The sequence below is a fragment of the Kitasatospora purpeofusca genome (genome assembly GCF_034043715.1).
In the GTDB taxonomy this organism is placed as follows: domain Bacteria; phylum Actinomycetota; class Actinomycetes; order Streptomycetales; family Streptomycetaceae; genus Kitasatospora; species Kitasatospora purpeofusca_A.
Genome location: NZ_JAXCLC010000001.1, coordinates 64168 through 89503, shown reverse-complemented (window position 1 = coordinate 89503; position 25336 = coordinate 64168). Strand labels below are relative to the sequence as shown.

The following is a 25336-nucleotide window of genomic DNA, read 5'->3' as shown; positions in this document are numbered from 1 at the left end:
GGTCCTCCGCCTACAGCTTCATCAGGTTGCTGTCGTCGACCGAAGCGGAATGCCTGGTCCGGAAGATCGAGACGATGATCGCGAGGCCGACCACGACCTCGGCCGCCGCCACCACCATGGTGAAGAACGCGATGATCTGGCCGTCCAGGTTCCCGTGCATCCGGGAGAAGGTGACCAGCGCCAGGTTGGAGGCGTTCAGCATCAGCTCGACACACATGAACAGCACGATCGCGTTCCGCCGGATCAGCACACCGGAGGCGCCGATGGTGAACAACAGGGCGGAGAGATAGAGGTAGTTGACCGGATTCACTCCGCCCCCTCCTCGTCGTGGTCGGACGCCGGGCGGTTCGCCGGCGCCGGGTGGTTCGCGGCCACCGGCTCCAGGGCCTTGCGCGGGCCGGTCACCGGCGGGCGCTCGGACGGCGGGCGGCCCAGCCAGTCGGCGGTGGTGGACTCCAGCTCGGCCATCCGGGCCAGCATCTCCTGGCTGACGTCCCGGATCTGGCCGCGCTCGCGCAGGGTCGCCATCACCGAGTCCTCGGCGATCGAGCCGTCCGGCAGCAGCGCCGGGATGTCCACCGCGTTGTGCCGGGCGTAGATGCCGGGCGCGGGCAGCGGCGGGACCTGGAGGTTGTCGGCGACCCGCTGGGCGGCCAGCTCGCGCTGGGTCTTCGGGGCCTTCACATGCTCGCGGTGGGTCAGCACCATGGCCCCGATCGCGGCGGTGATCAGCAGCGCCCCGGTGACCTCGAAGGCCCACACGTACTTGGTGAAGATCAGTCGGGCCAGGCCCTGGACGTTGCCCTCGGCATTGGCCTCACCGAGACCGGCGAAGGTGTCCAGCTTGGCGTTGGCGATCCCGGCGACCATCAGCACGCCGAAGCCGAGGCCGCAGAGCGCGGCGGCGAACCGCTGGCCCTTCAACTGCTCCTTCAACGAGTCCGCGCTGGTCACACCGACCAGCATCACCACGAACAGGAAGAGCATCATGATCGCGCCGGTGTACACCACGATCTGCACCACGCCCAGGAACACCGCGCCCTGGGCCATGTAGCAGACCGCCAGGGCGAGCATCGTGGCGGCCAGGCAGAGCGCGCTGTGCACCGCCCTGCGCATCAGCAGCGTCCCGAGCGCACCGCCGACGGCGATCACCGCGAGCACCCAGAACTGGACGGCCTCACCGGTGGAGGTCGCGCCCGTCACGGCCGCGAGGTTCAGCGAGGTGGCGGCGCTCACGACTGGGCCTCCTTCTCCCGGTCGGTCGGCTCCTGACGGACCGTGCCCGGCGCCGCCGCCGTGATCTCGCCCCGGTAGTAGGCGCCCTCGTCGGCGCCGGGGAAGATCGAGTGCGGACTGTCGACCATGCCCTCGGAGAGGCCGACCAGCAGCTGCTCCTTGGTGAAGATGAGGTCCTGGCGGGAGGAGTCCGCGAGCTCGTACTCGTTGGTCATGGTGAGCGCGCGGGTCGGGCAGGCCTCGATGCAGAGCCCGCACAGAATGCAGCGGGCGTAGTTGATCTGGTAGACCGCCCCGTACCGCTCACCGGGCGAGTAGCGCTCGTCCTCGCGGTTGTCCGCGCCCTCGACGTAGATCGCGTCGGCCGGGCAGGCCCAGGCGCACAGCTCGCAGCCGATGCACTTCTCCAGCCCGTCCGGGTGCCGGTTCAGCTGGTGGCGGCCGTGGAAGCGCGGGGCGGTGGGCTTCTTCTGCTCCGGGTACTGCTCGGTGAGCCGCTTCTTGAACATGGCCTTGAAGGTCACGCCGAAGCCGGCGGCCGGCCCGAGGATGGACGGCTTGTCGGCCCGCTCGGGCCGGTCGTTCCGGGCGTTCTGGTCGGACGACATCTCGGTTCAGCTCCCTTCGGAATGGTCGGCCCCGTTGAGGGCGTCCTGCAGTTGCTTCGGGGCGCGGCTGCGCCGGCGCGGGACCGGTGGGAGCTGCTGGCCGGGCAGCGGGGGCACCGGGTAGCCGCCGGCCATCGGGTCGAACTCCCCCTGCGGCGCCTCGGGTCCGGGCTCCTGCCTGCGAATCAGGACGTCCCGTAGCAGGCCGACCAGCAGCAGCGCGCCGACCGGGGCGCCGACGTACAGCACCACCTCGCCGAAGCCGTAGCCCTCGTTGCGCAGGGCCCGGACACTGGCCACCATCACCAGCCAGACCAGCGAGACCGGGATCAGCACCTTCCAGCCGAGCTTCATGAACTGGTCGTAGCGGAACCGGGGCAGGGTGCCGCGCAGCCAGATGAAGAAGAACAGCAGCAGCTGGATCTTGAGGACGATCCAGAGCAGCGGCCACCAGCCGTGGTTGGCGCCCTCCCAGAAGGTGGAGACCGGCCACGGGGCCCGCCATCCGCCCAGGAACAGGGTGGAGGCGACCGCCGAGACGGTGACCATGTTGACGTACTCGGCCAGCATGAACATCGCGAACTTCAGCGAGGAGTACTCGGTGTTGAAGCCGCCGACCAGCTCGCCCTCGGCCTCCGGGAGGTCGAACGGCGCGCGATTGGTCTCACCGACCATCGCGACGATGTAGACGATGAACGACACCGGCAGCAGTACCGCGAACCAGGTCGGCTGCTGCGAGGAGACGATCTCCGAGGTCGACATCGAGCCGGAGTAGATGAAGACCGCCGCGAAGGACAGGCCCATCGCGATCTCGTAGCTGATCATCTGGGCCGAGGAGCGGATCCCGCCGAGCAGCGGGTAGGTCGAGCCGGAGGACCAGCCCGCCAGCACGATGCCGTAGATGCCGACCGAGGCGGTGGCCAGGATGTAGAGCAGCGCCACCGGGAAGTCGGTCAGCTGCATCGGCGTCCGGGTGCCGAAGATCGAGATCTCGTTGCCGGCCGGGCCGAAGGGGATCACCGCGAAGGCCATGAACGCCGGGATGGCGCAGACGATCGGGGCCAGGATGTAGACCACCTTGTCGGCGCCCTTGACCACCAGGTCTTCCTTGAGCGCCAGCTTCACGCCGTCGGCGAGCGACTGCAGCAGGCCCCACGGGCCGTGCCGGTTGGGCCCGATGCGCAGCTGCATCCAGGCCACCACCTTGCGCTCCCAGACGATCGCCACGAGGACCGTGCCGACCAGGAAGCCGAAGCAGAACACCGCCTTCAACAGGACCAGCCACCACGGATCCCGGCCGAAGAAGCCGAGCGTCTCGTTCGCGGCGAGCTCGGCCAGCGCGGCCGGGCCGTGTCCGGCGAGCGGGTACGGGTTCGGAGTCACTTCTCCTCCTCCTCCTCGGGCCCGGCCGTCCCGTCCAGCGCGGTGGCCTCGGCGGCGGCGATGGTGACCAGGTGGCCGATGGTGGTGCCGAGCGTCCGGTAGGCGCCGCCCGGGGTGGAGTTGAGCGGGATCCAGACCGTGCGGTCCGGCATCTCCTTGGCGATCTCCAGCGGCAGGGTGAGCGAGCCGGCCGGGCCGGTCAGCCGCAGCGCGGGCGCGGTCGCGGCGCCGATCTCCGCAGCGGTGGTCGGCGATACCCGGGCTACCGCGGGGTGCCGGGTGCCGGCCAGGTGCGGGTCGCCCTCCTGGAGCGAGCCCCGGTCGAGCAGCAGCCGCCAGCCGGCCAGGACCGCCTGGCCGGTGGCCGGGCGGGGCAGCAGGCCGGGGTGGGCGGCCGGCGCGGCCGGACGGTCACCCGTCCAGGGCAGGAACCGGTCCAGCTCCTGGCGGGCGGCACGGACGTCGGGCAGCCCGAGCCGGTGGCCCAGGGCGTCCGCGAGCATGTTCAGCACCCGCAGGTCCGGGTGCAGGTGGCGGCCCATCTGCTGGTCCGGCTTGAGCGCGGCCTCGAACATCCGCACCCGGCCCTCCCAGTCCAGGAAGGTGCCGGCCTTCTCCGCGACCGCGGCCACCGGCAGCACCACGTCGGCGTGGGCCGTGACGGCGGACGGACGCAGCTCCAGCGAGAGCACGAACGGCACCGCGGCCAGCGCCTCCTCGGCCAGCGCCGGATCGGGCAGGTCCTCCGGGTCGACGCCGCCGACCACCAGCGCGTCCAGGTCGCCGCTGACGGCGGCGGCGAGGATCTGCTCGGTGTCCCGGCCCAGTCGGGCGGGGAGTTCGGCCACGCCCCAGGCGGCGGCGGCCTCGGCCCGGGCGGCCGGCGCGGTGACCGGACGGCCGCCGGGCAGCAGGCCGGGCAGCGCGCCGGCCTCGACCGCGCCGCGTTCGCCGGCCCGGCGGGGGATCCAGGCCAGCCGGGCGCCGGTGGCGTGCGACAGCCGCAGTGCGGCGGTGAGCGCGCCGGGGGCGGCGGCCGCCCGCTCGCCGACCAGGATCACCGCACCGGGGGTGCGGAGCAGTTCGGCGGCGCGGCCGGCGTCGTCGTTGAGCGGCTCGTCGGCGCCGAGCGCGGCCAGCCACTCGGCCTCGGTGCCGGGGGCGGCCGGCAGCAGCGACCCGCGCAGCTTGGCCAGGCCCCGGGAGGCGTGCGGGGCGATCGAGAAGACCGCGAGGCCGTGGCCCCGGTTGGCCTTGCGCAGCCGCAGGAAGACGATCGGCGACTCCTCCTCGGGCTCCAGGGCCAGCAGCAGGACCGCCGGGGCGGCCTCCAGCTCCTCGTAGCCGAAGGGGCTTCCGCCGATGTCGACGCCCTGGCCGGCGACGGCGGCGGCCAGGAAGTCCGCCTCCTCGCCGCTGTGCGGGCGGGACCTGAAGTCCACGTCGTTGGTGCCGAGCACCACCCGGGCGAACTTGGCGTAGGCGTAGGCGTCCTCGACCGTGACCCGGCCGCCGGTGAGCACTCCGGCGCGGGTCCCGCGCAGCCCCTCGGCGGCCCGGGCCAGCGCCTCCGGCCAGGAGGCGGCGACGAGTTCGCCGTCCCGGCGGACCAGCGGGGTGGTGATCCGGTCCCGCTGCTGGGCGTAGCGGAAGGCGAACCGGCCCTTGTCGCAGTTCCACTCCTCGTTGACCGCCGGGTCCTCGCCGGCAAGCCGGCGCAGTACCTTGCCGCGGCGGTGGTCGGTGCGCTGGGCGCAGCCGGAGGAGCAGTGCTCGCAGACGCTCGGCGAGGAGGTCAGGTCGAACGGGCGGGAGCGGAAACGGTAAGCCGCCGAGGTGAGGGCGCCGACCGGGCAGATCTGGATGGTGTTGCCGGAGAAGTACGACTCGAAGTCGTCGCCCTCGCCGGTGCCGACCTGCTGGAGGGCTCCGCGCTCGATCAGGTCGATGAACGGGTCCCCGGCGATCTGCTGGGAGAACCGGGTGCAGCGGGCGCAGAGCACGCAGCGCTCGCGGTCCAGCAGCACCTGGCTGCTGATCGGTACCGGCTTCTCGTAGGTGCGCTTCATCCCCTCGAAGCGGGAGTCCGTGTCACCGGTGGACATCGCCTGGTTCTGCAGCGGGCACTCGCCGCCCTTGTCGCAGACCGGGCAGTCCAGCGGGTGGTTGATCAGCAGCAGCTCCATCACGCCGCGCTGGGCCTTCTCGGCGACCGGCGAGGTGAGGTGGGTGCGCACCACCATGCCCTCGGCGACCGGGATGGTGCAGGAGGCGACCGGCTTGCGCTGGCCCTCGACCTCGACGATGCACTGCCGGCAGGCGCCGGCCGGGTCGAGCAGCGGGTGGTCGCAGAAGCGCGGGATCTGGGTGCCGATCTGCTCGGCGGCCCTGATCACTAGGGTCCCCTTCGGGACCTGCACTTCTACGCCGTCGATGGTGAGCGTGACCAGCTCGACCGCGGCCTTGTCGCCCGTGGAGGTGGATGGCTCTGTGATCGTCACGCGTGCACCTCCCTTTCGGTGGCGGACTGGTGGCCGGGGCGGGGGCCGTCGGCCCAGACGGTGGAGGCGGCCGGGTCGAACGGGCAGCGTCGCTCGGCGAGGTGCTGCTCGTACTCGGCCCGGAAGTACTGGAGCGAGGAGACGATCGGGCTGGCCGCGCCGTCGCCCAGGGCGCAGAAGGACTTGCCGTTGATGTTGTCGGCGATGTCGAGGAGCTTCTCCAGGTCGCCCTCGACGCCCTGGCCGGCTTCGATCCGCTTGAGCAGCTGGACCAGCCAGTAGGTGCCCTCGCGGCAGGGGGTGCACTTGCCGCAGGACTCGTGGGCGTAGAACTCGGTCCAGCGGGTGACCGCGCGGACCACGCAGGTCGTCTCGTCGAAGATCTGCAGGGCCTTGGTGCCGAGCATCGAGCCGGCCGCGCCGACGCCCTCGTAGTCCAGCGGGACGTCGAGGTGCTCGGCGGTGAACATCGGGGTGGAGGAGCCGCCCGGGGTCCAGAACTTGAGCTGGTGGCCGGCCCGGATGCCGCCGCTGATGTCGAGCAGCTGGCGCAGGGTGATGCCGAGCGGGGCCTCGTACTGGCCGGGGTTGGTGACGTGGCCGGAGAGCGAGTAGAGCGTGAAGCCGGGGGACTTCTCGGTGCCCAGGCCCTTGAACCACTCCTTGCCGCGGGCCAGGATCGGCGGCACCGAGGCGATCGACTCGACGTTGTTCACCACGGTCGGGCAGGCGTAGAGGCCGGCGATGGCCGGGAAGGGCGGGCGCAGCCTGGGCTGGCCCCGGCGCCCCTCCAGCGAGTCCAGCAGCGCCGTCTCCTCGCCGCAGATGTAGGCGCCGGCGCCGGCGTGGACGGTGATGTCCAGGTCGAGTCCGGAGCCGAGGATGTTCCGGCCGAGCAGCCCGGCCTCGTACGCCTCGGCGACGGCGGCCTGGAGCCGGCGCAGCACCGGGACGACCTCGCCGCGCAGATAGATGAAGGCGTGGTCGCAGCGGATCGCGTAGGACGCGATGATCATGCCCTCGATCAGCGAGTGCGGGTTGGCGAACAGCAGCGGGATGTCCTTGCAGGTGCCCGGCTCGGACTCGTCCGCGTTGACCACCAGGTAGTGCGGCTTGCCGTCGTTCTGCGGGATGAACTGCCACTTCAGGCCGGTGGGGAAGCCGGCGCCGCCGCGACCGCGCAGACCGGAGTCCTTGACCAGGGCGATCACGTCGTCCGGGGGCATCGCGAGGGCGGCCTTGAGTCCCTCGTAGCCGGCGTGGCGGCGGTAGGTGGCGAGCGTCCAGGGGCGGTTGTCGTCCCAGAACGCCGACAGCACGGGGGTGAGCAGCTTCTCGGCCGGCTCGGCGGAGGTCATCACGCTTCGGTCCCTTCCTGGCCGGTGCCCTCGGCGGACCCGCCCTCGCGGCCCGGCTCCTCGTGGCGGGTGCCCTCGTGGCGGGGGGAGACGACGCGGGTGCCGCCGGTGCCGGGCAGGGCCTCGCCGCGGGCCAGCCGCAGGCCGGCCATCGAGGGCGCGCCGCCCGCGCCCGACTCGTCGACGGCGCCGGGGCGCTCGTCGGGGAAGCCGGCCAGGATCCGGGCGGACTCCTTGAAGGAGCAGAGCCGGGCGCCACGGGTGGGGACGGCCGCACGGCCCGCGCGCAGGTCGTCGACCAGCAGCTTGGCGCTCTCCGGCGTCTGGTCGTCGAAGAACTCCCAGTTGACCATCACCACGGGCGCGTAGTCGCAGGCGGCGTTGCACTCGATGTGCTCGATCGAGATCCGGCCGTCCTCGGTGGTCTCGTTGTTCGCGATCCCGAGGTGCTCCTGGAGCTCGGCGAAGATCTGGTCGCCGCCGAGTACCGCGCACAGGGTGTTGGTGCAGACCCCGACGTGGTACTCGCCCGCGGGCCGACGCCGGTACATGGTGTAGAAGGTGGCGACGGCGGTGACCTCGGCGGTGGTGAGCTCCAGTTGCTCGGCGCAGAACCGGATGCCGGTCGGGCTGACGAAGCCCTCCTCGGCCTGCACCAGGTGCAGCAGCGGCAGCAGCGCGGACCGGGCCACCGGGTAGCGGCCGATCAGCTCGGCGGCGTCGGCGGCCAGCCGGGCGTGCACCTCCTCGGGGTACGGCCTGGCCGGCAGCGCCGGCATTCCCAGTTGGACGTCTGTCACCGGTCCACGCCTCCCATCACCGGGTCGATCCCGGCCACCGAGACGATGACGTCGGCCACCTGGCCGCCCTCGCACATCGCCGCCATCGTCTGCAGATTGGTGAACGACGGGTCCCGGAAGTGGACCCGGTACGGGCGGGTACCGCCGTCGCTGACCACGTGCACGCCCAGCTCGCCCTTGGGCGACTCGACCGCCACGTAGGCCTGGCCGACCGGGACCCGGAAGCCCTCGGTGACCAGCTTGAAGTGGTGGATCAGGGCTTCCATCGAGGTGCCCATGATCTTCCGGATGTGGTCGAGGGAGTTGCCCATGCCGTCCGGGCCGACCGCGAGTTGGGCCGGCCAGGCGATCTTCTTGTCCGCCACCATGACCGGACCGGGGCGCAGCCGGTCCAAGCACTGCTCGACGATCCGCAGGGACTGCTTCATCTCCTCCAGCCGGATCAGGAAGCGGCCGTAGGAGTCGGCGCCGTCCGCGACCGCGACCTCGAAGTCGTAGTTCTCGTAGCCGCAGTACGGGTCGGTCTTGCGCAGGTCGTGCGGCAGGCCGGTGGCGCGCAGGATGGGACCGGTGGCGCCGAGGGCGAGGCAGCCGGGCAGGTCGAGGAAGCCGACGTCGACCAGGCGGGCCTTGAACACCGGGTTGCCGGTGGCGAGTTTGTCGTACTCGTGCATCCGGGAGCGGATGGTCTTCACGGCCTCGCGGATCTGGTCGACCGCGCCGGGCGGGAGGTCCTGGGCGAGACCGCCCGGGCGGACGTAGGCGTGGTTCATCCGTAGGCCGGTGACCAGCTCGAAGACGTCCAGGATCAGCTCGCGGTCGCGGAAGCCGTAGATCATCAGGGTGGTGGAGCCGATCTCCATGCCACCGGTGGCCAGGCAGACCAGGTGGGAGGCGATCCGGTTGAGCTCCATCATCAGCACCCGGATGACGTCGGCCCGCTCCGGGATGTCGTCGGTGATGCCGAGCAGCTTCTCGACCGCCAGGCAGTAGGCGGTCTCGTTGAACAGCGGGGTCAGGTAGTCCATGCGGGTCACGAAGGTGGTGCCCTGGACCCAGTTGCGGAACTCCATGTTCTTCTCGATGCCGGTGTGGAGGTAGCCGATGCCGCAGCGGGCCTCCGTGACCGTCTCGCCGTCGATCTCCAGGATCAGCCGCAGCACCCCGTGGGTGGAGGGGTGCTGGGGGCCCATGTTGACGATGATGCGCTCGTCGTCGGCCCGGGCCACGGCGTCGACCACCTCGCCCCAGTCGCCGCCGGTGACCGTGAAGACCCGGCCCTCGGTGGTTTCCCGGGCGCCTGCCTCGGCCGCGCCGCCCTGGATCGTCTCCTCGTTGTGCTGGGTGCTCATCAGCTGTACGACCTCCGCTGGTCGGGCGCCGGGATCTGGGCGCCCTTGTACTCGACGGGGATGCCGCCGAGCGGGTAGTCCTTGCGCTGCGGGTGTCCCAGCCAGTCGTCCGGCATCATGATCCGGGTGAGGGCCGGGTGCCCCTCGAAGACCAGGCCGAAGAAGTCGTAGGCCTCGCGCTCGTGCCAGTCGTTGGTGGGGTAGACGCTCACCACGGACGGGATGCGCGGATCCGCGTCCGGTGCGGTGACCTCCAGCCGGATCAGCCGGCCGTGGGTGATCGAGCGCAGGTGGTAGACCGCGTGCAGTTCGCGTCCCGTGTCGCCCGGGTAGTGCACGCCACTCACCCCTAGGCAGAGCTCGAACCGCAGCGCCGGGTCGTCGCGCAGGGTCCGCGCGGTGCGGAGGAGGTGCTCGCGGGCGATCCGGAAGGTGAGCTCGGCGCGGTCGACGACGGTCTTCTCGATCACCTCGGCCGGGTCGAGGCCCTGCTCCTCCAGGGCGCCCTCCAACTCGTCGGCGACCTCGTCGAACCAGCCGCCGTAAGGGCGCTCGGTGGCTCCCGGCAGGACGACCGGGGCGACCAGGCCGCCGAAGCCGGAGGTGTCGCCGCTGCCCTGGGCGCCGAACATGCCCTGCCGGCGGCCGACCACCTCGACCGGGATCTCGCGGCGCGGCTCCTCGCGGCGGGTCTCGGGTACCTGGTCGTTCATCGCAGCAGCCCCCGCATCTCGCTCACCGGGGTGGCCTGCAGCGCCAGCGCCTCGCCCAGCTCCTCGGCACGGCGCTTGTTCGCACCGAGCGGCTCGTGCTGGATCTTGTCGTGCAGCTTCAGGATCGCGTCCATCAGCATCTCCGGACGCGGCGGACAACCGGGCAGGTAGATGTCCACCGGGACGATGTGGTCGACGCCCTGGACGATCGCGTAGTTGTTGAACATCCCGCCCGAGGACGCGCAGACGCCCATCGAGATGACCCACTTGGGGTTGGCCATCTGGTCGTAGACCTGGCGCAGCACCGGAGCCATCTTCTGGCTCACCCGGCCCGCCACGATCATCAGATCGGCCTGCCGGGGCGAACCCCGGAACACCTCCATACCGAAGCGCGCCAGGTCGTAGCGGCCCGCGCCGGTGGTCATCATCTCGATCGCGCAGCAGGCCAGCCCGAAGGTGGCCGGAAAGAGCGACGACTTGCGTACCCAGCCGGCCGCTGTCTCCACGGTCGTGAGCAGAAAGCCGCTCGGCAGCTTCTCCTCGATTCCCATCAGATCCCTCTCAATGCCCTCAAGTCCTGTGGTTCGCCCACCCGTTCGGGCTTGTCCGCTCGTTCGGGCTTGTCCGCCCGTTCACAAGGTCCGACGGACGCCCGGTACCCGGCCCCTCCCCCGGCTCAGTCCCACTCCAGGCCGCCGCGACGCCAGACGTAGGCGTACGCGACGAAGACAGTGGCGATGAACAGGAGCATCTCGACCAGCCCGAAGATCCCCAGGGCGTCGAAACTCACCGCCCACGGATAGAGAAAGACGATCTCGATGTCGAAGACGATGAAGAGCATCGCCGTCAGGTAGTACTTGATCGGGAACCGACCGCCGCCCACGGGCTGCGGGGTCGGCTCGATGCCGCACTCGTACGCCTCCAACTTGGCCCGGTTGTAACGCTTGGGCCCGGTCAGTGAGGCCATCACGACGGAGCCGACCGCGAACGCCGCCGCGATGGCACCGAGTACGAGGATCGGCGCGTAGGCATTCATAGCCCCCGCTCCCTCCGTCCAGTCGTCCTTGACTGCAGATCGGAACCGTCGGGTCACACTGTGGTGAACCCGGCGTTCCAGTTCCCGGGATCCACCCCATGTGAGGCAGTTCACAAAGCCTGGAACGAGCGCATCCTATGCCCGTCGGCTTGTGATCTGCGACACGCAGTTCAAGACGATCTTTGTGATCTCCGCCACCTTGTGAATCATGATGAAGGTGAGCATGACGATATTTGTCAACGCAAAGAAGTCAAATGGTCACAAGCAGTCGCATTTATCTGCGAAGCGGCTGGTCAGGGCCGTAGTCCTATATCAACTTCGTCGAGCGGAACGCAAATTTCCGGGCGCCATGTTGACGTGTTATTACGGCTCACCCTCAGGGGTGGCGGCCCCCCGAACGCCCGCTTGACCCTTCGTTCACAAGCACGCCGCGCGCAGGCCGGAGCGCGTTCCGGCGGCGGCCGGAGGGCCCCATGGCGGTGGGGCGGGGGGCAGGGGGCCCATGGCGGTGGGGCGGGGGGCAACTGCGAGTACCCCGACGGGTCGGAGCGGCTCAGGCGCCGCTCTCCCAGGCCCAGGCGGCGATACCGACCCGATTGCGCGCACCGAGCTTCCGCTGGACCGAGGCCAGGTGGTTCTTCACCGTGCCGGCACTGATGAACAGTTGCTCCGCGATCTCGCCGTTGGTGGCGCCGTCGGCGACGAGCCTCGCGATCTCCTTCTCGCGTGCGGTGAGTTCCTCGACCGGGCCGATCCGGTCGCTCTCCGCGATCCGTCCGCCCAGGGGGCGCCGTCCGCCATGGTCTGCGGTACTGCCGGTGCTGCTGCTTCCGATCCCTCCGCCGATGCCGCTCCCACCCCTGCCTCCGGAGAGTTGGCGGAGCAGGCGGACGGTGATCTGCGGGCTGATCAACGCGTCCCCCGCCACGGCGGACCGGACCGCCTCCGCGAGCAGCGCGGGCCCCGAGCGCTTGAGCAGAAAGCCCGCCGCCCCTGCGCGAAGTGCCTCGTGCACGTACTCGTCCAGATCGAAGGTGGTCACCACGACCACCCGGAACTCCCCGCCCAGCCGCCGGGTCAGCTCGAGACCGTCCAACCTGGGCATCCGGATATCGGCGAGGATCACGTCCGGACGCAACCGCTCGGCGAGGGCGACCGCCACCTCGCCGTCCTCGGCTTCGTCGACCACCTCGATATCGGGCTGTGCGTCGAGGATGATCCGGTACGCGCTGCGGATCACCTCGTCGTCGTCGGCAAGGAGCACCCGGATGCTCATCGGCCGACCCTCCTTCCGCTCCCCGGCAGGGCGTCTTCCCCGCGCCTGCCGTTCCTGTCCCACCTGTCCGTTCCGCTCCCTCGCGGCGGTACCGCTTCCACCCCGAGGCGGTGCGGCCCTCCCCCGGCTCCGGGCCGCTACCCGATCTTCAAGGGCATGGTGACCACCACCTGCCAGCCATTGCCCTCGCGGCCGGCGCTCAGCGTGCCGCCCAACGCCTCCACCCGGGCGGCCAGCCCCGCCAGTCCACTGCCGCCCCCGCCCCGCCTCGACCCGGACGGCGACGAAGCCCCACCGCCGTCGTCCCGGACCCGTACCGTCAACCGCCGTCCCTCGCTCCGCACCCGGACATCGACCACACGGGCAGCAGGAGCATGCCGCCGCACATTGGTCAGGGCCTCGACCACGATCCGGTACGCGGTGGCCGCCACCTCCCGCGGAACCGCCGGCTCCTGGGCCGGAGCCTCCAGTCGCACCACCACATCGCCGGAGTCCGTGAACCGCTCGGTGAGCTCGGCCAGTTCGGCCAGGCCGGGCTGCGGGGCACGCTCCGGGCCGTCCCCGTCCTCGCTGCGCAGCAGGTGGACCGTCCGGTCGAGCGAGGCCAGGGCCTGCAACCCGGCCTGCTCTATCCGCTCGAACAGGGCCGCGGCCCGCACCGGGTCGAAGGCCGCCAGCACTGTGCCCGCCTGCGCCTGGGCAACCATGCCACTGACGTCATGGGCGACGAAGTCGTGCAGGTCATGGGCGAGCTCGAGTCGCTGGGCGCGCCTGGCCGCTGCCACCGAGCGACGCCGGCCGTCGTCCAGCCCTCGCAGATAGAGCCCGATCAGCACGGCCGGCAGCGTGAAGACCGAACCGAAGCCGAAGAGGGTCAGCGCGCCCACCGCGCCGGACGCGTCCTCGAATCGGGACGGCCAGAGCGCGACCGCGCCACCGATCGTCCAGACCGCCATTGCTCCGCGCCGACCGCCCTCGGCCCGCAGCGTCAGGACCACCAGCATCAGCAGGGAGGCGAGTTCGAGGATGCCGACCAGGCCGGTCCAGCGCTCCGACTCGGCCCAGCGGCCGGCGGCCCAAGCACCGACCGTGGCCCCGATCGACACCATGGCGGCCGTCCAGGACACCGCCGCGATCCCGAACCGGGACCGCAGGAACCACCCGCAGAGCACCGCCGCCGGGGCGGCCAACGCCAGCATCTGACTCATCATCGCCTCCTTTCTGCGAGCAGCCTACGGATCATCGGAGCGCTCCGCCTGTGCCGATCGGCACATATCCGCACCTGATTCGAGCAGCCAGAACAGCCCGATCGGCACTGATGGCGGCCCCGGTCCGACGGCCAGTCTTGATCCCGTCGGACCGGCCGCGAGGGCCGGCCGGGAAGGAGTCCGCCACCATGTCCACCACCGCACCCATCGCAGGCGTCGAAGGCGTCGCAGGCGTCGGAGTCGGTCCCGGAGCGAGCGCCCCGGGCACGACCGCCTCCGGTCCCCGGGCCACCCGCAAGCGCGCCGTCCGTCCGGACGGCACCCCCCGCTGGGCCGAGCTGGCCGCCAGGGCCACCGTCTGGACCACCGTGCCGTCCGGACTCTGGCGGCTCGCCCTCGGCGTCGGCATCCCGGTCGGCTTCAGCGGGGAGCTGGCCGCGGTGTTCGAGGACAACACCCCCGGCTGGGGCACCGCGTATCTCGTCGCGTTGAGCGGACTGGCCGAGTTCGTGGCCTTCCTCACCCTCGGACTGGTCCGGCCCTGGGGCGAGGTGGTTCCGTCCTGGATCCCGTTGATCGGCGGCCGCACCGTCCGGCCGTTGGCCGCGATCGTCCCCGCCACGATCGGCTCGGCCGTGCTGACCTACGTCGGGCTGAGCTCACTGTTCGGCGGCTGGGCCGACCAGTTGAGCGATCCCGAGGCCCCTCAGGGCCTCGCCGCAGTGGTCATGACCCTCTGCTACCTGCCACTGGTCGCCTGGGGTCCGCTGGTCGCCGCGGTCACCTTCGCCTACGCCCGCCGAACCCTGGGGCGGAGCCGGTGACCCGACCGACGACGACCGGGAGCGGGATGCTCCGCACAGACGGACCGGCCCACGCTCACGCCGGGACGGACACCCGCTCCGCCGGCTCGGCCTCCCGGCTCGGTCTCGAGGCCGTCCGTCGGCCCCACTCCGCGCCGACCAGGACGAGGGCACCGCCCAGCAGGGCGAGCGGTCCGAGGTGGTTGCCGGCCAGGGTGATGCCGAACACCGCCGCCCACAGCGGTTCGGTGCCCAGCAGCAGGCTGACCCGGGAGGGCGAGGTGGTGCGGACGGCCCACATCTGCACGAAGAACGCGAACAGCGTGCAGAACAGCGTCAGGTGGAGCAGCCAGCCCCACTGGGCCGGCCCGTAGGTGGCCGCGACCGTCCACGGCAGCGGGCCGACGAACGGCGCGACAGCGGCGAACACCAGCGTCGCGGTGGCCAGTTGGACCCAGGTGACGGCCAGCGTGTCGGACTCCCGGATCGCCCGGACGCGGGCGGTGGCCAGCACGTTGACCGTCCGCACCACGGCGGCCCCGAGCACCAGCAGGTCCCCGGCCGAAGGGGCCCGCAGCCCACCCTCGCCGGTCAGCAGCGCGATGCCCACCACCGCCAGACCGGCTGCCGCGAGGAAGGGTCGCGGCAGTGGCGTCCGGGCGAGCGCACTCTCCGCGAGCGGAGTGAACACGATCGTGAGACTGATGATCAGGCCCGCGTTGGTCGCCGAGGTGTGCACCGCGCCGAAGGTCTCCAGGAGGAAGATCGCACCGAGTACCAGCCCGAGGGCGGCCCCGCCCAGCCACTCGGCACGCCGCAGCCGCCGCAGCGCCCGCCAGGCGAACAGCCCCAGCACGGGCAGGACCAGGCCGAACCGCAGGACCAGCATCGCCACCACCGTGTCCGGCTCGGCCACCCGCTGCACGGCCAGGAAGCTCGACCCCCACGCCACCGCCACCAGCAGTACCGGCAGATCACGTAGAGGGACGGAGGACGATGCGCGCATGGGCGGGACCTCTCGAGACGAACGGAAGCGGCACACGAGAGTCGCGCACGTCGTCGGACGGATCCCGGAATTGAGCAGGCGCCCGTCATCCTCGCGCACCGCACCGTTCCCGATCAACGGTTTTCGACCCCTACCGGATCTCCACTCCGGCATGGATGATGTCGCCATGACAATGCAGTTGCCCCCCATGGACCGGAAGGCCGGCCAAGTGACCCGGAAGCACTGGGCGTTGATCGCCGCAGCCACCGTTCTGCCGATCATGGTGAGCACCGGCACCGCCGTCGCGGACACCCCGTCGACCGGGGCCGGGACCGGCGCGGCCGGTACCACCTGCACCTACAGCCCGGCGGTCCCCGCCGACAACTTCAAGGGCATCCCGGTCTTCGACGCCCGGAAGGCCGCCAAGCCCTACAGCGCGACCTTGAAGACCTCCCAGGGGTCGATCACCTTCCAGGCCCTCACCGACAAGGCGCCCTGCACGACCTTCTCGTTCCGGTTCCTCGCCGAGCGTGACTACTTCGACCGCAGCCACTGCCACCGGCTGACCACCCAGCGGATCTTCGTCCTCCAGTGCGGCGACCCGACCGGTACCGGCAGCGGCGGCCCCGGCTACTCCTTCCCGGACGAGAACCTGGAGGGCGCGACCTACCCCGCCGGCACGGTCGCGATGGCCAACGCGGGCCCCAACACCAATGGCAGCCAGTTCTTCTTCGTCTGGAAGGACACCAAACTCTCCCCCGCCTACACGCCCTTCGGCCGGATCACCGCGGGCCTGGACGTCCTGCAGAAGATCGCCGCCGGTGGCGAGGACGACCAGAACAACCCCGGCGACGGTTTCCCCACCCTGCCCGTGAACATCCGCAATGTGAAGATCTCCACCCGCTGAGCCGCCTTCGGGGCCTGCCGGGCTCCCGTACGGTGGTCAGCACGACCGCGAGCCGTACGGGAGCCGTGCCGATGGACAGCAGGATCTGGGAGAGCGTCGACCACGTGGTCGCCTGGCTCGACGAGGAGAGCCCGCTTCCCCCGCAGGAGGAGCGGCTGGCCCGCATCCTGAAACTCTCCGAGGAGGTGGGCGAGGTCAGCGCGGCCGTGATCGGTGCGACCGGTCAGAATCCGCGCAAGGGCGTGACCCACACCTGGGAGGACGTCCAGCACGAGCTCTGCGACGTGGTCTTCTCCGCGCTGGTCGCCCTCCGCACGCTCACCCCCGACGCCGCCCAGGTCTTCGCCGACCGCCTCGCATACGTCGAGAACCGCTCCGCGGCCAGCCGCAGCGCGCCGTAGCGGTACCCGACGAGCCGGGCTACCCAGGCCGGCCGCGCTGCCCGGAGGCCGCCGGAAGGGCCCGGAGGCGCACCGGAACCGCACCCGGGCCTCGCCGGTCAGGCGTTGGGCGCGACCTTGGCCAGACCGTTGATGACGCGGTCCATCGCGTCGCCGCCCTGCGGGTCGGTGAGGTTGGCGAGGAGCTTGAGGACGAACTTCATCAGGACCGGGTGGGTCAGTCCCCGCTGGGTCGCGAGCTGCATGACCTTCGGGTTGCCGATGAGCTTCACGAAGGCGCGGCCCAGCGTGTAGTAGCCGCCGTAGACATCCTTGAGGACGCGCGGGTATGCCTGGAGTGCGCGCTCCCGGCCGGACTCGGTCACCCGGGCGTGGGCCTGGACGATCACCCCTGCGGCGATCTGGCCGGACTCCATCGCGTAGGCGATGCCCTCGCCGTTGAACGGGTTGACCATGCCGCCCGCGTCGCCGACCAGCAGCAGGCCGCGGGTGTAGTGCGGCTGCCGGTTGAAGGCCATCGGCAGCGCGGCGCCCCGGATCGGGTCGGTCATGTTCTCGGGGGTGTAGCCCCACTCCTCAGGCATGCTCGCGCACCAGGCCTTGAGGACCTCGCGCCAGTCGAGCTCACCGAAAGCGGGCGAGGAGTTGAGGATGCCGAGACCGACGTTGGAGGTGCCGTCGCCCATACCGAAGACCCAGCCGTAACCGGGCAGCAGCTTGCGCTCGCCGCCCCGGGTGTCCCACAGCTCCAGCCAGGACTCCAGGTAGTCGTCGTCGTGGCGCGGCGAGGTGAAGTAGGTGCGGTAGGCGACGCCCATCGGGCGGTCCTCGCGGCGGTGCAGGCCCATGGCGAGCGAGAGCCGGGTCGAGTTGCCGTCGGCCGCCACGACCAGCGGGGCGCGGAAGGTCACCGGCCGCTTCTCGTCGCCCAGCTTGGCGGTGACGCCGACGATCCGGCCGGTCCGCTCGTCCAGCACCGGACCGCTGACGTTGCAACGCTCGTAGAGCCGGGCTCCGGCCTTCTCCGCCTGACGGACGAGCACCTCGTCGAAGTCGGCCCGCTTGCGGACCAGACCGTAGTCCGGGAAGGCCGACAGCTCGGGCCAGTCCAGCTCGAGCCGGATCCCGCCGCCGATGATCCGCAGTCCCTTGTTGTGCAGCCAGCCGTTGTCGGTGGACACATCGATGCCCATGTCCACCAGTTGCTTGGTGGCCCGCGGGGTCAGGCCGTCGCCGCAGACCTTCTCCCGGGGGAAGCTGGTCTTCTCCAGCAGCAGCACGTCCAGACCGGCCTGCGCGAGGTAGTACGCGGTGGTGGACCCGGCCGGGCCCGCGCCGACCACGATGACGTCCGCGGTGCTCTCCACAACGCCTGCGCTCAGGTCAACGACGGTCTCGGACACGGTGGGCACACTCCTGCTGGGGGTCGACCGGCCGGCGGGGGCCGGCGCGGCTGGGCTTGGACGAGTCTATGAGCTGCGGGCGGCGCTTCGGCCGGTCCCGGCGGCGGCGCGGACGGGTCCGACCGGCCGACGACCGGTCAGACCTTGTGGGCCCGGTGCAGGGCGACGATCCCACCGGTCAGGTTGCGCCAGGCCACCTTGGACCAGCCGGCCTCCTGGAGCCGAGCGGCCAGCGCGGGCTGGTCCGGCCACTCCCGGATGGACTCGGCGAGGTAGACGTAGGCGTCCGGGTTGCTGCTCACCGCAGTGGCGACCGGGGGAAGCGCGCGCATCAGGTACTCGGTGTAGACGGTCCGGAACGGCGTCCAGGTCGGCGTGGAGAACTCGCAGATGACCAGCTTGCCGCCGGGCTTGGTGACCCGGTGCATCTCGCTCAGCGCGGCATCGGTGTCATGGACGTTGCGCAGCGCGAAGGAGATCGTCACCGAGTCGAAGGTGTCGTCGGCGAACGGCAGCCGGGTGGCGTCCCCGGCGGTCAGCGCCAGCTCGGGGTGGCGGCGCTTGCCCTCGGCGAGCATGCCGACCGAGAAGTCGCACGGGACGACCTTGGCCCCGGCCTCCGCGAAGGGGAGCGAGGAGGTGCCGGTGCCGGCCCCGAGGTCGAGCACGACGTCACCCGGCCCGGCGTCCACCGCCTCGGCCACCGCGCGGCGCCAGGCGCGGGCCTGGCCGAGCGAGAGCACGTCGTTGGTGCGGTCGTACTTGGCCGCGACGTCGTCGAACATGGCGGCGACTTCGTGCGGCTGCTTGTCCAGGGAGGCTCGGGTCACGCCCCCCATTGTTCACCCTGGCTCCGACGATCCGGGCAAGGGGGCGCCTTCCGGACAGTCCGGGACCACCACCGGCCCGCCAACGCCCAGTTCTCGAAGCACTCCGAGGGCGCGCAGGACCCCCCTCACGCCCCCAGGCACCGACCACACTCCGGCCACTCCGGCCAATCCGACCGCCAGCCGCTCCAGCCATCAGACACTCCGGGTCGTCTCCCCCGGGTCCCGACTCCCCCAGGACCGGACCGCCCACGCGCCCTCAGTGCAGGGCGCGTCGTCCGCCCGAGCGGCGCCGACGGCGCGAGCGCTTGCCCTGGGTTATCGCGGGCATCCCGTCGGCCAGCGCACCGGTGGCCAGGGCGACCGTGGTGGCGAACCGGTTCTGCCCGCTCCACACGGCCTCCGCCCGCCGGTGCCGCCGGATCCGCAGCATGCAGACCGCGAACAGCAGCACCGCCACCGGCACGCTGAACCGGGCCAGGCCGACCCCGACCGGCTGCGGGTAGGTGTCGCCACAGATCCGTACCGCGCCCGGGTCGTCAGCGGCATGCTCCAGGCAGACCCCGTCGCCGACCTTGGCACCGTCGGCCAGCGGCAGCGCCGTGGCGGTGTGGTGCTGGCCCCCGGCCTGGTAGCTGACGGTGCTGTAGGACCCGCCGCCGCCCGGCAACTGGGTCACCAGGCCCTCGACCCGCACCGGGTGGGCGCCGATCCGGTCGGCCTGCTCGGCCTGACGCCACCCCAGCAGGCACATCCCGACGGCCAGCACGGCGCTGAGCACGGCGGTGATGTACCAGCCACGGCCCAACCGCGGGGATCGCTGCGGGGGGACGGTCGCGGATCGCATGGTTCCTGTCCTGGCGTGCGTTCGGGGCCTGGGGACGGGGCCCCGCCGCCCGTGGGAACGGGCGAGGTGTGGTGAGGGTACGGACTGAGCTGAGCCGGATGCTATCCGCTGGCGGGCCCTCAGGTCACGACGAAGGGGGAATCAGGCCAGCGACACGGGGGCAAAGTTCGGCGGCATGCGAAGCAAGTCCCTTGCCTCGCACGGGAGTACGGCACGCCCTGGGAAAATCGCACACCTACCGACGAGTAGACGCAACGCGCCGCGAGAACGCCCGGCAGCAGACCGCGGCCCGAACGAGGACGTGGACGTGGGCGTCGGCGTCGGCGTGGACGGACATGGACCGACGTCGCCCTGGGCAGCGCTCAGCGCCGCCGGAACACCAGCCGACCGCCGAGCACCGCCGCCCGGCACCCACCGGCCCGCGGACCGTCCGCGCCGGGGGCGAACACCGCGAACACCGCGAAGTCCGCCCGGCCGCCCACCGCCAGCCGACCGTGCACAGCCTCGGCGAACGGCAGCCCCACCAGCGGATCCAGCGGATCCAGCGACCACACCGGCCCCGGAAGGCCCACCGGCCCGGGAGAGCCCGCCCCCCGCAGCACGACCAGCCCCGAACGGGCCACCGCCGTCCGCACCGAGCCGCGTTCGAACGGCCCGGCCACCGCCGTCACCCCGAAGCCGAGCATGCGCTGCAGCCCGCGCCGCGCGCTCGCCCCGCACCGCGCCTCGTCCGCCTCCCCCACCAGGCCGTCCGGCACCGGCGCGTCCCCGAGTTCCTCACGCGGATCCGGGTGGTACGCCCGTTCCAGCAACCGGTGCCCGTCCGGGTGGCGCAGTCCGGGGGTGAGCAGCGCGTCGCCCCAGTCCCGGACCCGGGCCGTCGGCTGCGCCGCAGCCAGCTCCGCGTACGGGCCGACCGCCTCGACCAGCCCGTCGCGCACCAGCACCGCCCCGTCGGCGTGGGACGGGGCGGTGGAATCGGCGGGGTCGGGAAGCACGAGAGCAGCCCGGTGCAGGGTCAGCACGGCGGCGCGGGAACCTCAGTAGAAGTCAACGGTCGGCAGCCGGCGCGATCAGCGGTTGTCGAGGATCTTCAGCTCGGGGTGCGCCGTGCCGCCCTCGATCGCGGTGGAGGCGATGTGCGAGGCGACCCGCGGGTCGACCGGGTCGTTGGCCGGGTCGTCCAGCACGCGCAGGTGCTCGTAGGTGGTCGAGCGCTGCGCGGGGACGCGGTCGGCGGCCCGGATCAGGTGGATCAGCTCGGTGAGGTTGGAGCGGTGCTTGGCGCCGGCCGCCGACACCACGTTCTCCTCCAGCATGACCGAGCCGAGGTCGTCCGCGCCGTAGTGCAGCGACAGCTGGCCGGCCTCCTTGCCGGTGGTCAGCCAGGAGCCCTGGATGTGGGCGATGTTGTCGAGGAACAGGCGGGCGATGGCGATCATCCGCAGGTACTCGAAGACGGTCGCCTGGGTGGACCCCTTCAGGTGGTTGTTCTGCGGCTGGTAGGTGTACGGGATGAAGGCGCGGAAGCCGCCGGTGCGGTCCTGCACGTCGCGGATCATCCGCAGGTGCTCGATCCGCTCGGCGTTGGTCTCGCCGGTGCCCATCAGCATGGTGGAGGTGGACTCGACACCAAGCTTGTGGGCGGTCTCCATGATCTCCAGCCAGCGCTCGCCCGACTCCTTGAGCGGCGCGATCGCCTTGCGCGGGCGCTCGGGCAGGAGTTCGGCGCCGGCGCCGGCGAAGGAGTCCAGGCCCGCCTTGTGGATCCGGGTGATGGCCTCCTCGACCGAGACGCCCGAGATCCGCGCCATGTGGTCGACCTCGGAGGCGCCCAGCGAGTGGATCACCAGCTGCGGGAAGTCCGCCTTGATCGCCGAGAAGGCGCGCTCGTAGTACTCGACGCCGTAGTCCGGGTGGTGGCCGCCCTGGAACATGATCTGGGTGCCGCCCAGCTCGACGGTCTCCGCGCAGCGGCGCAGGATCTCCTCGAGGTCGCGGGACCAGCCCTTGTCGCTCTTCGGCGGCACGTAGAAGGCGCAGAACTTGCACGCCGTCACGCAGACGTTGGTGTAGTTGATGTTGCGCTCGATGATGTACGTCGCGATGTGCTCGGTACCGGCGTAGCGGCGGCGGCGCGCGGCGTCGGCCGCCGAGCCGAGCGCGTGCAGGGGGGCCGAGCGGTAGAGCGCCAGCGCCTCCTCCGGGCTGATCCGGCCACCGCCGGCGGCCCGGTCGAGGACGGCCTGCAGGTCGGTGCTGGGCGCATCGAGGGTGGTCGCTGCGAGCTCGGACACCTGGCGGCCTTCTCTCTCTCGGGTACATCCGGTACTTCCGGTACTACTGGCACGACGGGCACTACTGGTACGACGGGCACTACCGGTACTTCGCCTGCTCCGGGCCGTTCGACCGGGCCGACCGTTCCGGGTACTACGACGTGCGGCGACTCCGTGCCGCGGCACCGGGTCGCATCCGGATCAGCCTACGCCAGGGCCTTCGGAGCGCTGCGTCAGCCCGCCCGCCGCAGCGTCCCGGCCGGGTTTCCGGCGCTGGGGTCGGCGGAGCCGAAGCGGACGGTGCCGTCGTTCTGCAGGGTGAGCGTCTCGGCGTAGGAACCGCCGGTGCACGCCCCGGGCAGCGACGAGCGGACGAGGCGGGAGGTGAAGACCAGTTTCTCCGGCTCGGCCGAGGTGAGCGTCCAGGCGCCCTCGCAGGTGAGCGAGAGCAGGCCGGTCAGCTCGTTGCGGCTGGTGGTGGCCTCCTGACCGATCGCGGCCCGGCCGATGACCAGGGTGGTGGTGCCGGCCGGAACCCCCTTCTGGGTGACCATGTCCCCGCGCCAGGTACCGAGGAAGGCCGCAGGCACGACGTTCGGCCCCGACGGCGCGGCCGTCGCCGACGAACCGGTCGAGCCGGTCGGCGAGGGCGACGAAGGCGACGAGGGCGACGAAGGCGACGAGGGCGACGAAGGCGACGAGACCGGCGAGGGCGGCGCCTGAGTGGCCCCGCCCGTGGCCGACGTGGCGCCCGGCGTCACGGTCTGCGCCCCCGTCGCGCTCCCGCCGGACGCCGCCGCCGTCGGTACCGTCGGCCCCGGCCCCGGCTCCTTCGGCCCCCACATCCGGTACCCGCCGTACCCGCCGCCCGCGAGCACCAGCACCACCGCGGCGGCGGCCACCAGCGCCGCCACGCCCCGCCGCCGCGGCGTAGCGTCCGCGACCCCGGGCCGGGGCGGCACCGACGGCATCGACGGCATCGACCGCGACCCGGTCCCCGAAGCCCCTTCGACCCCGACCGCCATCCCGTCGACCCCCGGTACAAAGGTCGGCGTCCACTCCGCCGCCACCTCGCCCGCCGCCGCCGCAGCAGCAGCCCCGGCCCCGCCGACGGACGAGTCCTCCTCCCCCTCCAGGTCCAGCAGCTGCACCGCACTGCGCCCGACCGCGGCCGCGAGCGCCGGCGGAAGCCAGCCGCCGCCCTGACCCAGCCGGCCGGCCGCCGAGCCGTCGGGGTCCAGCAGTTCCCGCAGCCCCCGCGGCGTCGGCCGGGCCGCCGGGTCCTTGGCCAGGCAGTCGAGCACGATCGAACGCAGCGGCCCGGGGGCCAGCCCGGTCAGGTCCGGTTCCTCGTGCACCACGCGGTAGAGCAGGACGGCCGCGCTCACCCCCTCGCCGAACGGGTGCACCCCGGTGGCCGCGTACGCGAGCACCGCGCCGAGCGAGAAGACGTCGCCGGGCGGTCCGACCGGGCGGCCGTTCGCCTGCTCCGGCGACATGAAGCCGGGTGACCCGACCACGAACCCGGACTGGGTGAGCCCGGTGGCCGCGTCGAGGGCCCGGGCGATGCCGAAGTCGATCAGCCTCGGGCCGTCCAGGGTGAGCAGCACATTGGACGGCTTGACGTCCCGGTGCACCAGGCCGAGCCCGTGCACGTGCTCCAGCGCCTGGGCCAGGACGGCGCCCAGCGTGCGGACGGCGGGGTCGGTCAGCGGCCCGTACTCGCGGACGGCGCCGGCCAGCGCGGGGCCCGCGACGTAGCCGGTGGCCACCCAGGGGTGGGTTCCCTCGGTGTCGGCGTCCAGGACGGGGGCCGTCCACGTGCCGCCGACCCGGCGGGCGGCGGCCACCTCCTGCCGGAACCGGGCCCGGAACTCGGCGTCCTCGGCGAGTTCGCCGCGGACCACCTTGACCGCCACCGTGCGGCCGCCCGCCGTCCGGCCGAGGTAGACCCGGCCCATGCCGCCCGCGCCGAGCCTCCGCAGCAGCCGGTACGCGCCCACCTGCCGCGGGTCGTCCGATCCCAGTGCCTGCATCCCCCGCACGCTCCCGTCACCCGCCCGGCCCACCGCCGGGCCCGCTCGCGTGCAGACGCTATCGGGCGGCGGACGGACGCCGCGCCACAACCCGCTTCCTCCCGGCGGCGGCACACCGCCCCGGGAAGGCGCCGAGGGGTGTGCTCGGACCAACCGGGGAACGTGCTCGGACCAGCCGGGGACGTGCTCAGACCACCACCGGCGCGGGCTCCAGCACCACAGGCTCCGCCGGCGCGGACTCCAGCAACCGGACGGCCACATCGGGTGCGAACCCGCTGTCGTGCGCGACCCGCCGGGCGAACTCGGCCACCCCGGCCAACTGCCGCTCGCCGAGCGAGAAGTCCAGGGCCTCGCTGAAGTACCGTTCCAGCACGTCCGCGTCGAAGGCTTCCCAGCGGGCCGCGTGCGTCGCCACCTCGCGGGCCTCGACCAGCGAGAGGTCCCGGGACTCCAGGAAGGCGCGGTGCACGGCCGCGGTCAGTTCGGGCCGGCGCTCGGCGAAGTCGCGGCGGGCGGCCCAGACGGCGAAGACGAACGGCAGCCCGGTCCACTCCTTCCACATCTCGCCCAGGTCGTGCACGGCCAGCCCGCGTTCGGCCGCCTGCCCCAGGTAGGCGCGCAGCGCCGGGTCGCCGATCAGCACGGCCGCGTCGGCCTCGGCGAGCATGGCCTCCAGGTCGGGCGGGCAGCTGTAGTACTCCGGCCGCACCCCCTCCCGCTCCTCCAGCAGCAGCCGGGCGAGCCGGACGGAGGTCCGGCTGGTGGAGCCGAGGGCGACCTTCCGGCCGTCCAGCTCGGCGAGCGGCACCTTGCTGACGATCACGCAGGACATCACCGGGCCGTCGCTGCCCACGGCGATGTCGGGGAGCACGAGCAGTTCGTCCGCGTGGCGCAGGTACTCCACACAGGTGATCGGGCCGATGTCCAGCGAACCTCCGACCAACTGGTCGCTGAGCTTCTCCGGGGTGTCCTTGGTGAGATCCAGGTCGAGCAGGTTGCCGGTCCTGGCCAGCCCCCAGTAGAGGGGTACGCAGTTCAGGAACTGAATATGCCCCACTCGGGGCCGGACCGGGGTGCTCTCCCGGGTCTCCCGCGTTTCCTCGTCCGGTACTGCCACCGCGCCGCTCCCTTACTGTTCGTGCGCCTCCCCGCAGGGTATGCCTGCTGGTCGGGAGGCCCCGCACCACCCTTCCGTGACGCACCGTGCCGATCGCCACAACCGCCTTACGACACGCGGTGTCCAGGACGCAAGTCACCCCTGGTCGTCACAGCAGCCGCATGCTAGCGTTGCCCTCAGTTGCAGTTTGATTCCCCTTGCAGTACTTGAAGCCTGCGGAGCATGTAACCGCAGGCTTTTTGTAGTTTTTCAGCAATATCGAA

24 protein-coding genes are annotated in these 25336 nt (G+C 71.8%); 3 read left to right on the top strand and 21 right to left on the bottom strand.

The window, feature by feature from the left end; genetic code table 11:
- Window positions 1-10: 10 nt before the first annotated feature.
- The 13 genes from nuoK to SM793_RS00365 form a co-directional block, all read right to left on the bottom strand.
- On the bottom strand, window positions 11-310 hold the full coding sequence (nuoK, locus tag SM793_RS00425; RefSeq protein ID WP_030300898.1) for an NADH-quinone oxidoreductase subunit NuoK: 300 nt from the start codon (window positions 308-310) through the stop codon (window positions 11-13).
- Window positions 307-1236, bottom strand: coding sequence for an NADH-quinone oxidoreductase subunit J (locus tag SM793_RS00420; RefSeq protein WP_413815836.1), 930 nt, complete (start codon window positions 1234-1236; stop codon window positions 307-309). Before SM793_RS00420 ends, nuoK begins: the two co-directional genes overlap by 4 nt.
- Entirely contained in the window at window positions 1233-1844 is a 612-nt protein-coding gene (nuoI, locus tag SM793_RS00415) for an NADH-quinone oxidoreductase subunit NuoI (protein ID WP_063772381.1), read from the bottom strand. The genes SM793_RS00420 and nuoI overlap by 4 nt, the downstream gene beginning before the upstream one ends.
- Window positions 1845-1850: 6 nt before the next feature.
- Window positions 1851-3227 (bottom strand): NADH-quinone oxidoreductase subunit NuoH, encoded by a 1377-nt coding sequence (gene nuoH, locus SM793_RS00410; RefSeq protein ID WP_320435917.1) that lies wholly within the window; start codon window positions 3225-3227, stop codon window positions 1851-1853.
- Window positions 3224-5728, bottom strand: a complete 2505-nt coding sequence (locus SM793_RS00405; RefSeq protein WP_320435916.1) for an NADH-quinone oxidoreductase subunit G — start codon at window positions 5726-5728, stop codon at window positions 3224-3226. Before SM793_RS00405 ends, nuoH begins: the two co-directional genes overlap by 4 nt.
- Window positions 5725-7086 carry an NADH-quinone oxidoreductase subunit NuoF gene (gene nuoF / locus SM793_RS00400; RefSeq protein ID WP_320435915.1) on the bottom strand — a complete coding sequence of 454 codons (1362 nt, stop codon included), beginning with the start codon at window positions 7084-7086 and terminating at the stop codon, window positions 5725-5727. Before nuoF ends, SM793_RS00405 begins: the two co-directional genes overlap by 4 nt.
- Complete coding sequence (gene nuoE, locus SM793_RS00395; RefSeq protein WP_320435914.1) at window positions 7086-7886, bottom strand: NADH-quinone oxidoreductase subunit NuoE; 801 nt, start codon at window positions 7884-7886, stop codon at window positions 7086-7088. Before nuoE ends, nuoF begins: the two co-directional genes overlap by 1 nt.
- The gene (locus tag SM793_RS00390) at window positions 7883-9238 is read right to left on the bottom strand and encodes an NADH-quinone oxidoreductase subunit D (RefSeq protein ID WP_320435913.1); all 1356 of its coding nucleotides are present in this window, start codon (window positions 9236-9238) and stop codon (window positions 7883-7885) included. Before SM793_RS00390 ends, nuoE begins: the two co-directional genes overlap by 4 nt.
- On the bottom strand, window positions 9238-9951 hold the full coding sequence (locus tag SM793_RS00385) for an NADH-quinone oxidoreductase subunit C (RefSeq protein ID WP_320435912.1): 714 nt from the start codon (window positions 9949-9951) through the stop codon (window positions 9238-9240). Before SM793_RS00385 ends, SM793_RS00390 begins: the two co-directional genes overlap by 1 nt.
- A complete protein-coding gene (locus SM793_RS00380) occupies window positions 9948-10502 on the bottom strand; it encodes an NADH-quinone oxidoreductase subunit B family protein (RefSeq protein WP_320435911.1) in 555 nt (184 codons plus the stop codon). The genes SM793_RS00385 and SM793_RS00380 overlap by 4 nt, the downstream gene beginning before the upstream one ends.
- Before the next feature lie 125 nt (window positions 10503-10627).
- Window positions 10628-10987: an NADH-quinone oxidoreductase subunit A gene (locus tag SM793_RS00375; protein WP_014137597.1), complete on the bottom strand. Its 360-nt coding sequence runs from the start codon at window positions 10985-10987 to the stop codon at window positions 10628-10630.
- Window positions 10988-11540: 553 nt separating this feature from the next.
- Window positions 11541-12263 (bottom strand): response regulator transcription factor, encoded by a 723-nt coding sequence (locus SM793_RS00370; RefSeq protein ID WP_320435910.1) that lies wholly within the window; start codon window positions 12261-12263, stop codon window positions 11541-11543.
- A 137-nt stretch (window positions 12264-12400) separates the two neighbouring features.
- Window positions 12401-13471: a sensor histidine kinase gene (locus SM793_RS00365; RefSeq protein ID WP_320435909.1), complete on the bottom strand. Its 1071-nt coding sequence runs from the start codon at window positions 13469-13471 to the stop codon at window positions 12401-12403.
- 188 nt (window positions 13472-13659) lie between these two features.
- Between SM793_RS00365 and SM793_RS00360 the strand changes: the two genes are divergently transcribed.
- Entirely contained in the window at window positions 13660-14295 is a 636-nt protein-coding gene (locus SM793_RS00360; RefSeq protein WP_320435908.1) for a hypothetical protein, read from the top strand.
- A 55-nt stretch (window positions 14296-14350) separates the two neighbouring features.
- Here SM793_RS00360 and SM793_RS00355 read toward each other — a convergent pair whose 3' ends face one another.
- Window positions 14351-15280, bottom strand: a complete 930-nt coding sequence (locus tag SM793_RS00355) for a DMT family transporter (RefSeq protein ID WP_320435907.1) — start codon at window positions 15278-15280, stop codon at window positions 14351-14353.
- A gap of 166 nt (window positions 15281-15446) precedes the next feature.
- Between SM793_RS00355 and SM793_RS00350 the strand changes: the two genes are divergently transcribed.
- Both SM793_RS00350 and SM793_RS00345 read left to right on the top strand, forming a co-directional pair.
- The gene (locus tag SM793_RS00350; RefSeq protein ID WP_320435906.1) at window positions 15447-16166 is read left to right on the top strand and encodes a peptidylprolyl isomerase; all 720 of its coding nucleotides are present in this window, start codon (window positions 15447-15449) and stop codon (window positions 16164-16166) included.
- 71 nt (window positions 16167-16237) lie between these two features.
- Window positions 16238-16567: a MazG-like family protein gene (locus SM793_RS00345; RefSeq protein WP_320435905.1), complete on the top strand. Its 330-nt coding sequence runs from the start codon at window positions 16238-16240 to the stop codon at window positions 16565-16567.
- Window positions 16568-16665: 98 nt separating this feature from the next.
- On the opposite strand, the gene SM793_RS00340 is transcribed toward SM793_RS00345, so the two are convergent.
- The 7 genes from SM793_RS00340 to SM793_RS00310 form a co-directional block, all read right to left on the bottom strand.
- Complete coding sequence (locus SM793_RS00340) at window positions 16666-17949, bottom strand: geranylgeranyl reductase family protein (RefSeq protein ID WP_320436066.1); 1284 nt, start codon at window positions 17947-17949, stop codon at window positions 16666-16668.
- A 158-nt stretch (window positions 17950-18107) separates the two neighbouring features.
- A complete protein-coding gene (locus SM793_RS00335; RefSeq protein ID WP_320435904.1) occupies window positions 18108-18800 on the bottom strand; it encodes a demethylmenaquinone methyltransferase in 693 nt (230 codons plus the stop codon).
- 256 nt (window positions 18801-19056) lie between these two features.
- Window positions 19057-19644 carry a hypothetical protein gene (locus SM793_RS00330; protein ID WP_320435903.1) on the bottom strand — a complete coding sequence of 196 codons (588 nt, stop codon included), beginning with the start codon at window positions 19642-19644 and terminating at the stop codon, window positions 19057-19059.
- 362 nt (window positions 19645-20006) lie between these two features.
- Window positions 20007-20669: an imidazolonepropionase-like domain-containing protein gene (locus SM793_RS00325; protein WP_320435902.1), complete on the bottom strand. Its 663-nt coding sequence runs from the start codon at window positions 20667-20669 to the stop codon at window positions 20007-20009.
- Window positions 20670-20717: 48 nt separating this feature from the next.
- Complete coding sequence (mqnC, locus tag SM793_RS00320; protein ID WP_320435901.1) at window positions 20718-21941, bottom strand: cyclic dehypoxanthinyl futalosine synthase; 1224 nt, start codon at window positions 21939-21941, stop codon at window positions 20718-20720.
- A gap of 212 nt (window positions 21942-22153) precedes the next feature.
- Window positions 22154-23956 (bottom strand): serine/threonine-protein kinase, encoded by a 1803-nt coding sequence (locus SM793_RS00315; protein ID WP_320435900.1) that lies wholly within the window; start codon window positions 23954-23956, stop codon window positions 22154-22156.
- Between the two features lie 187 nt (window positions 23957-24143).
- Entirely contained in the window at window positions 24144-25073 is a 930-nt protein-coding gene (locus SM793_RS00310) for a menaquinone biosynthesis protein (RefSeq protein WP_320435899.1), read from the bottom strand.
- Between the last annotated feature and the right edge of the window lie 263 nt (window positions 25074-25336).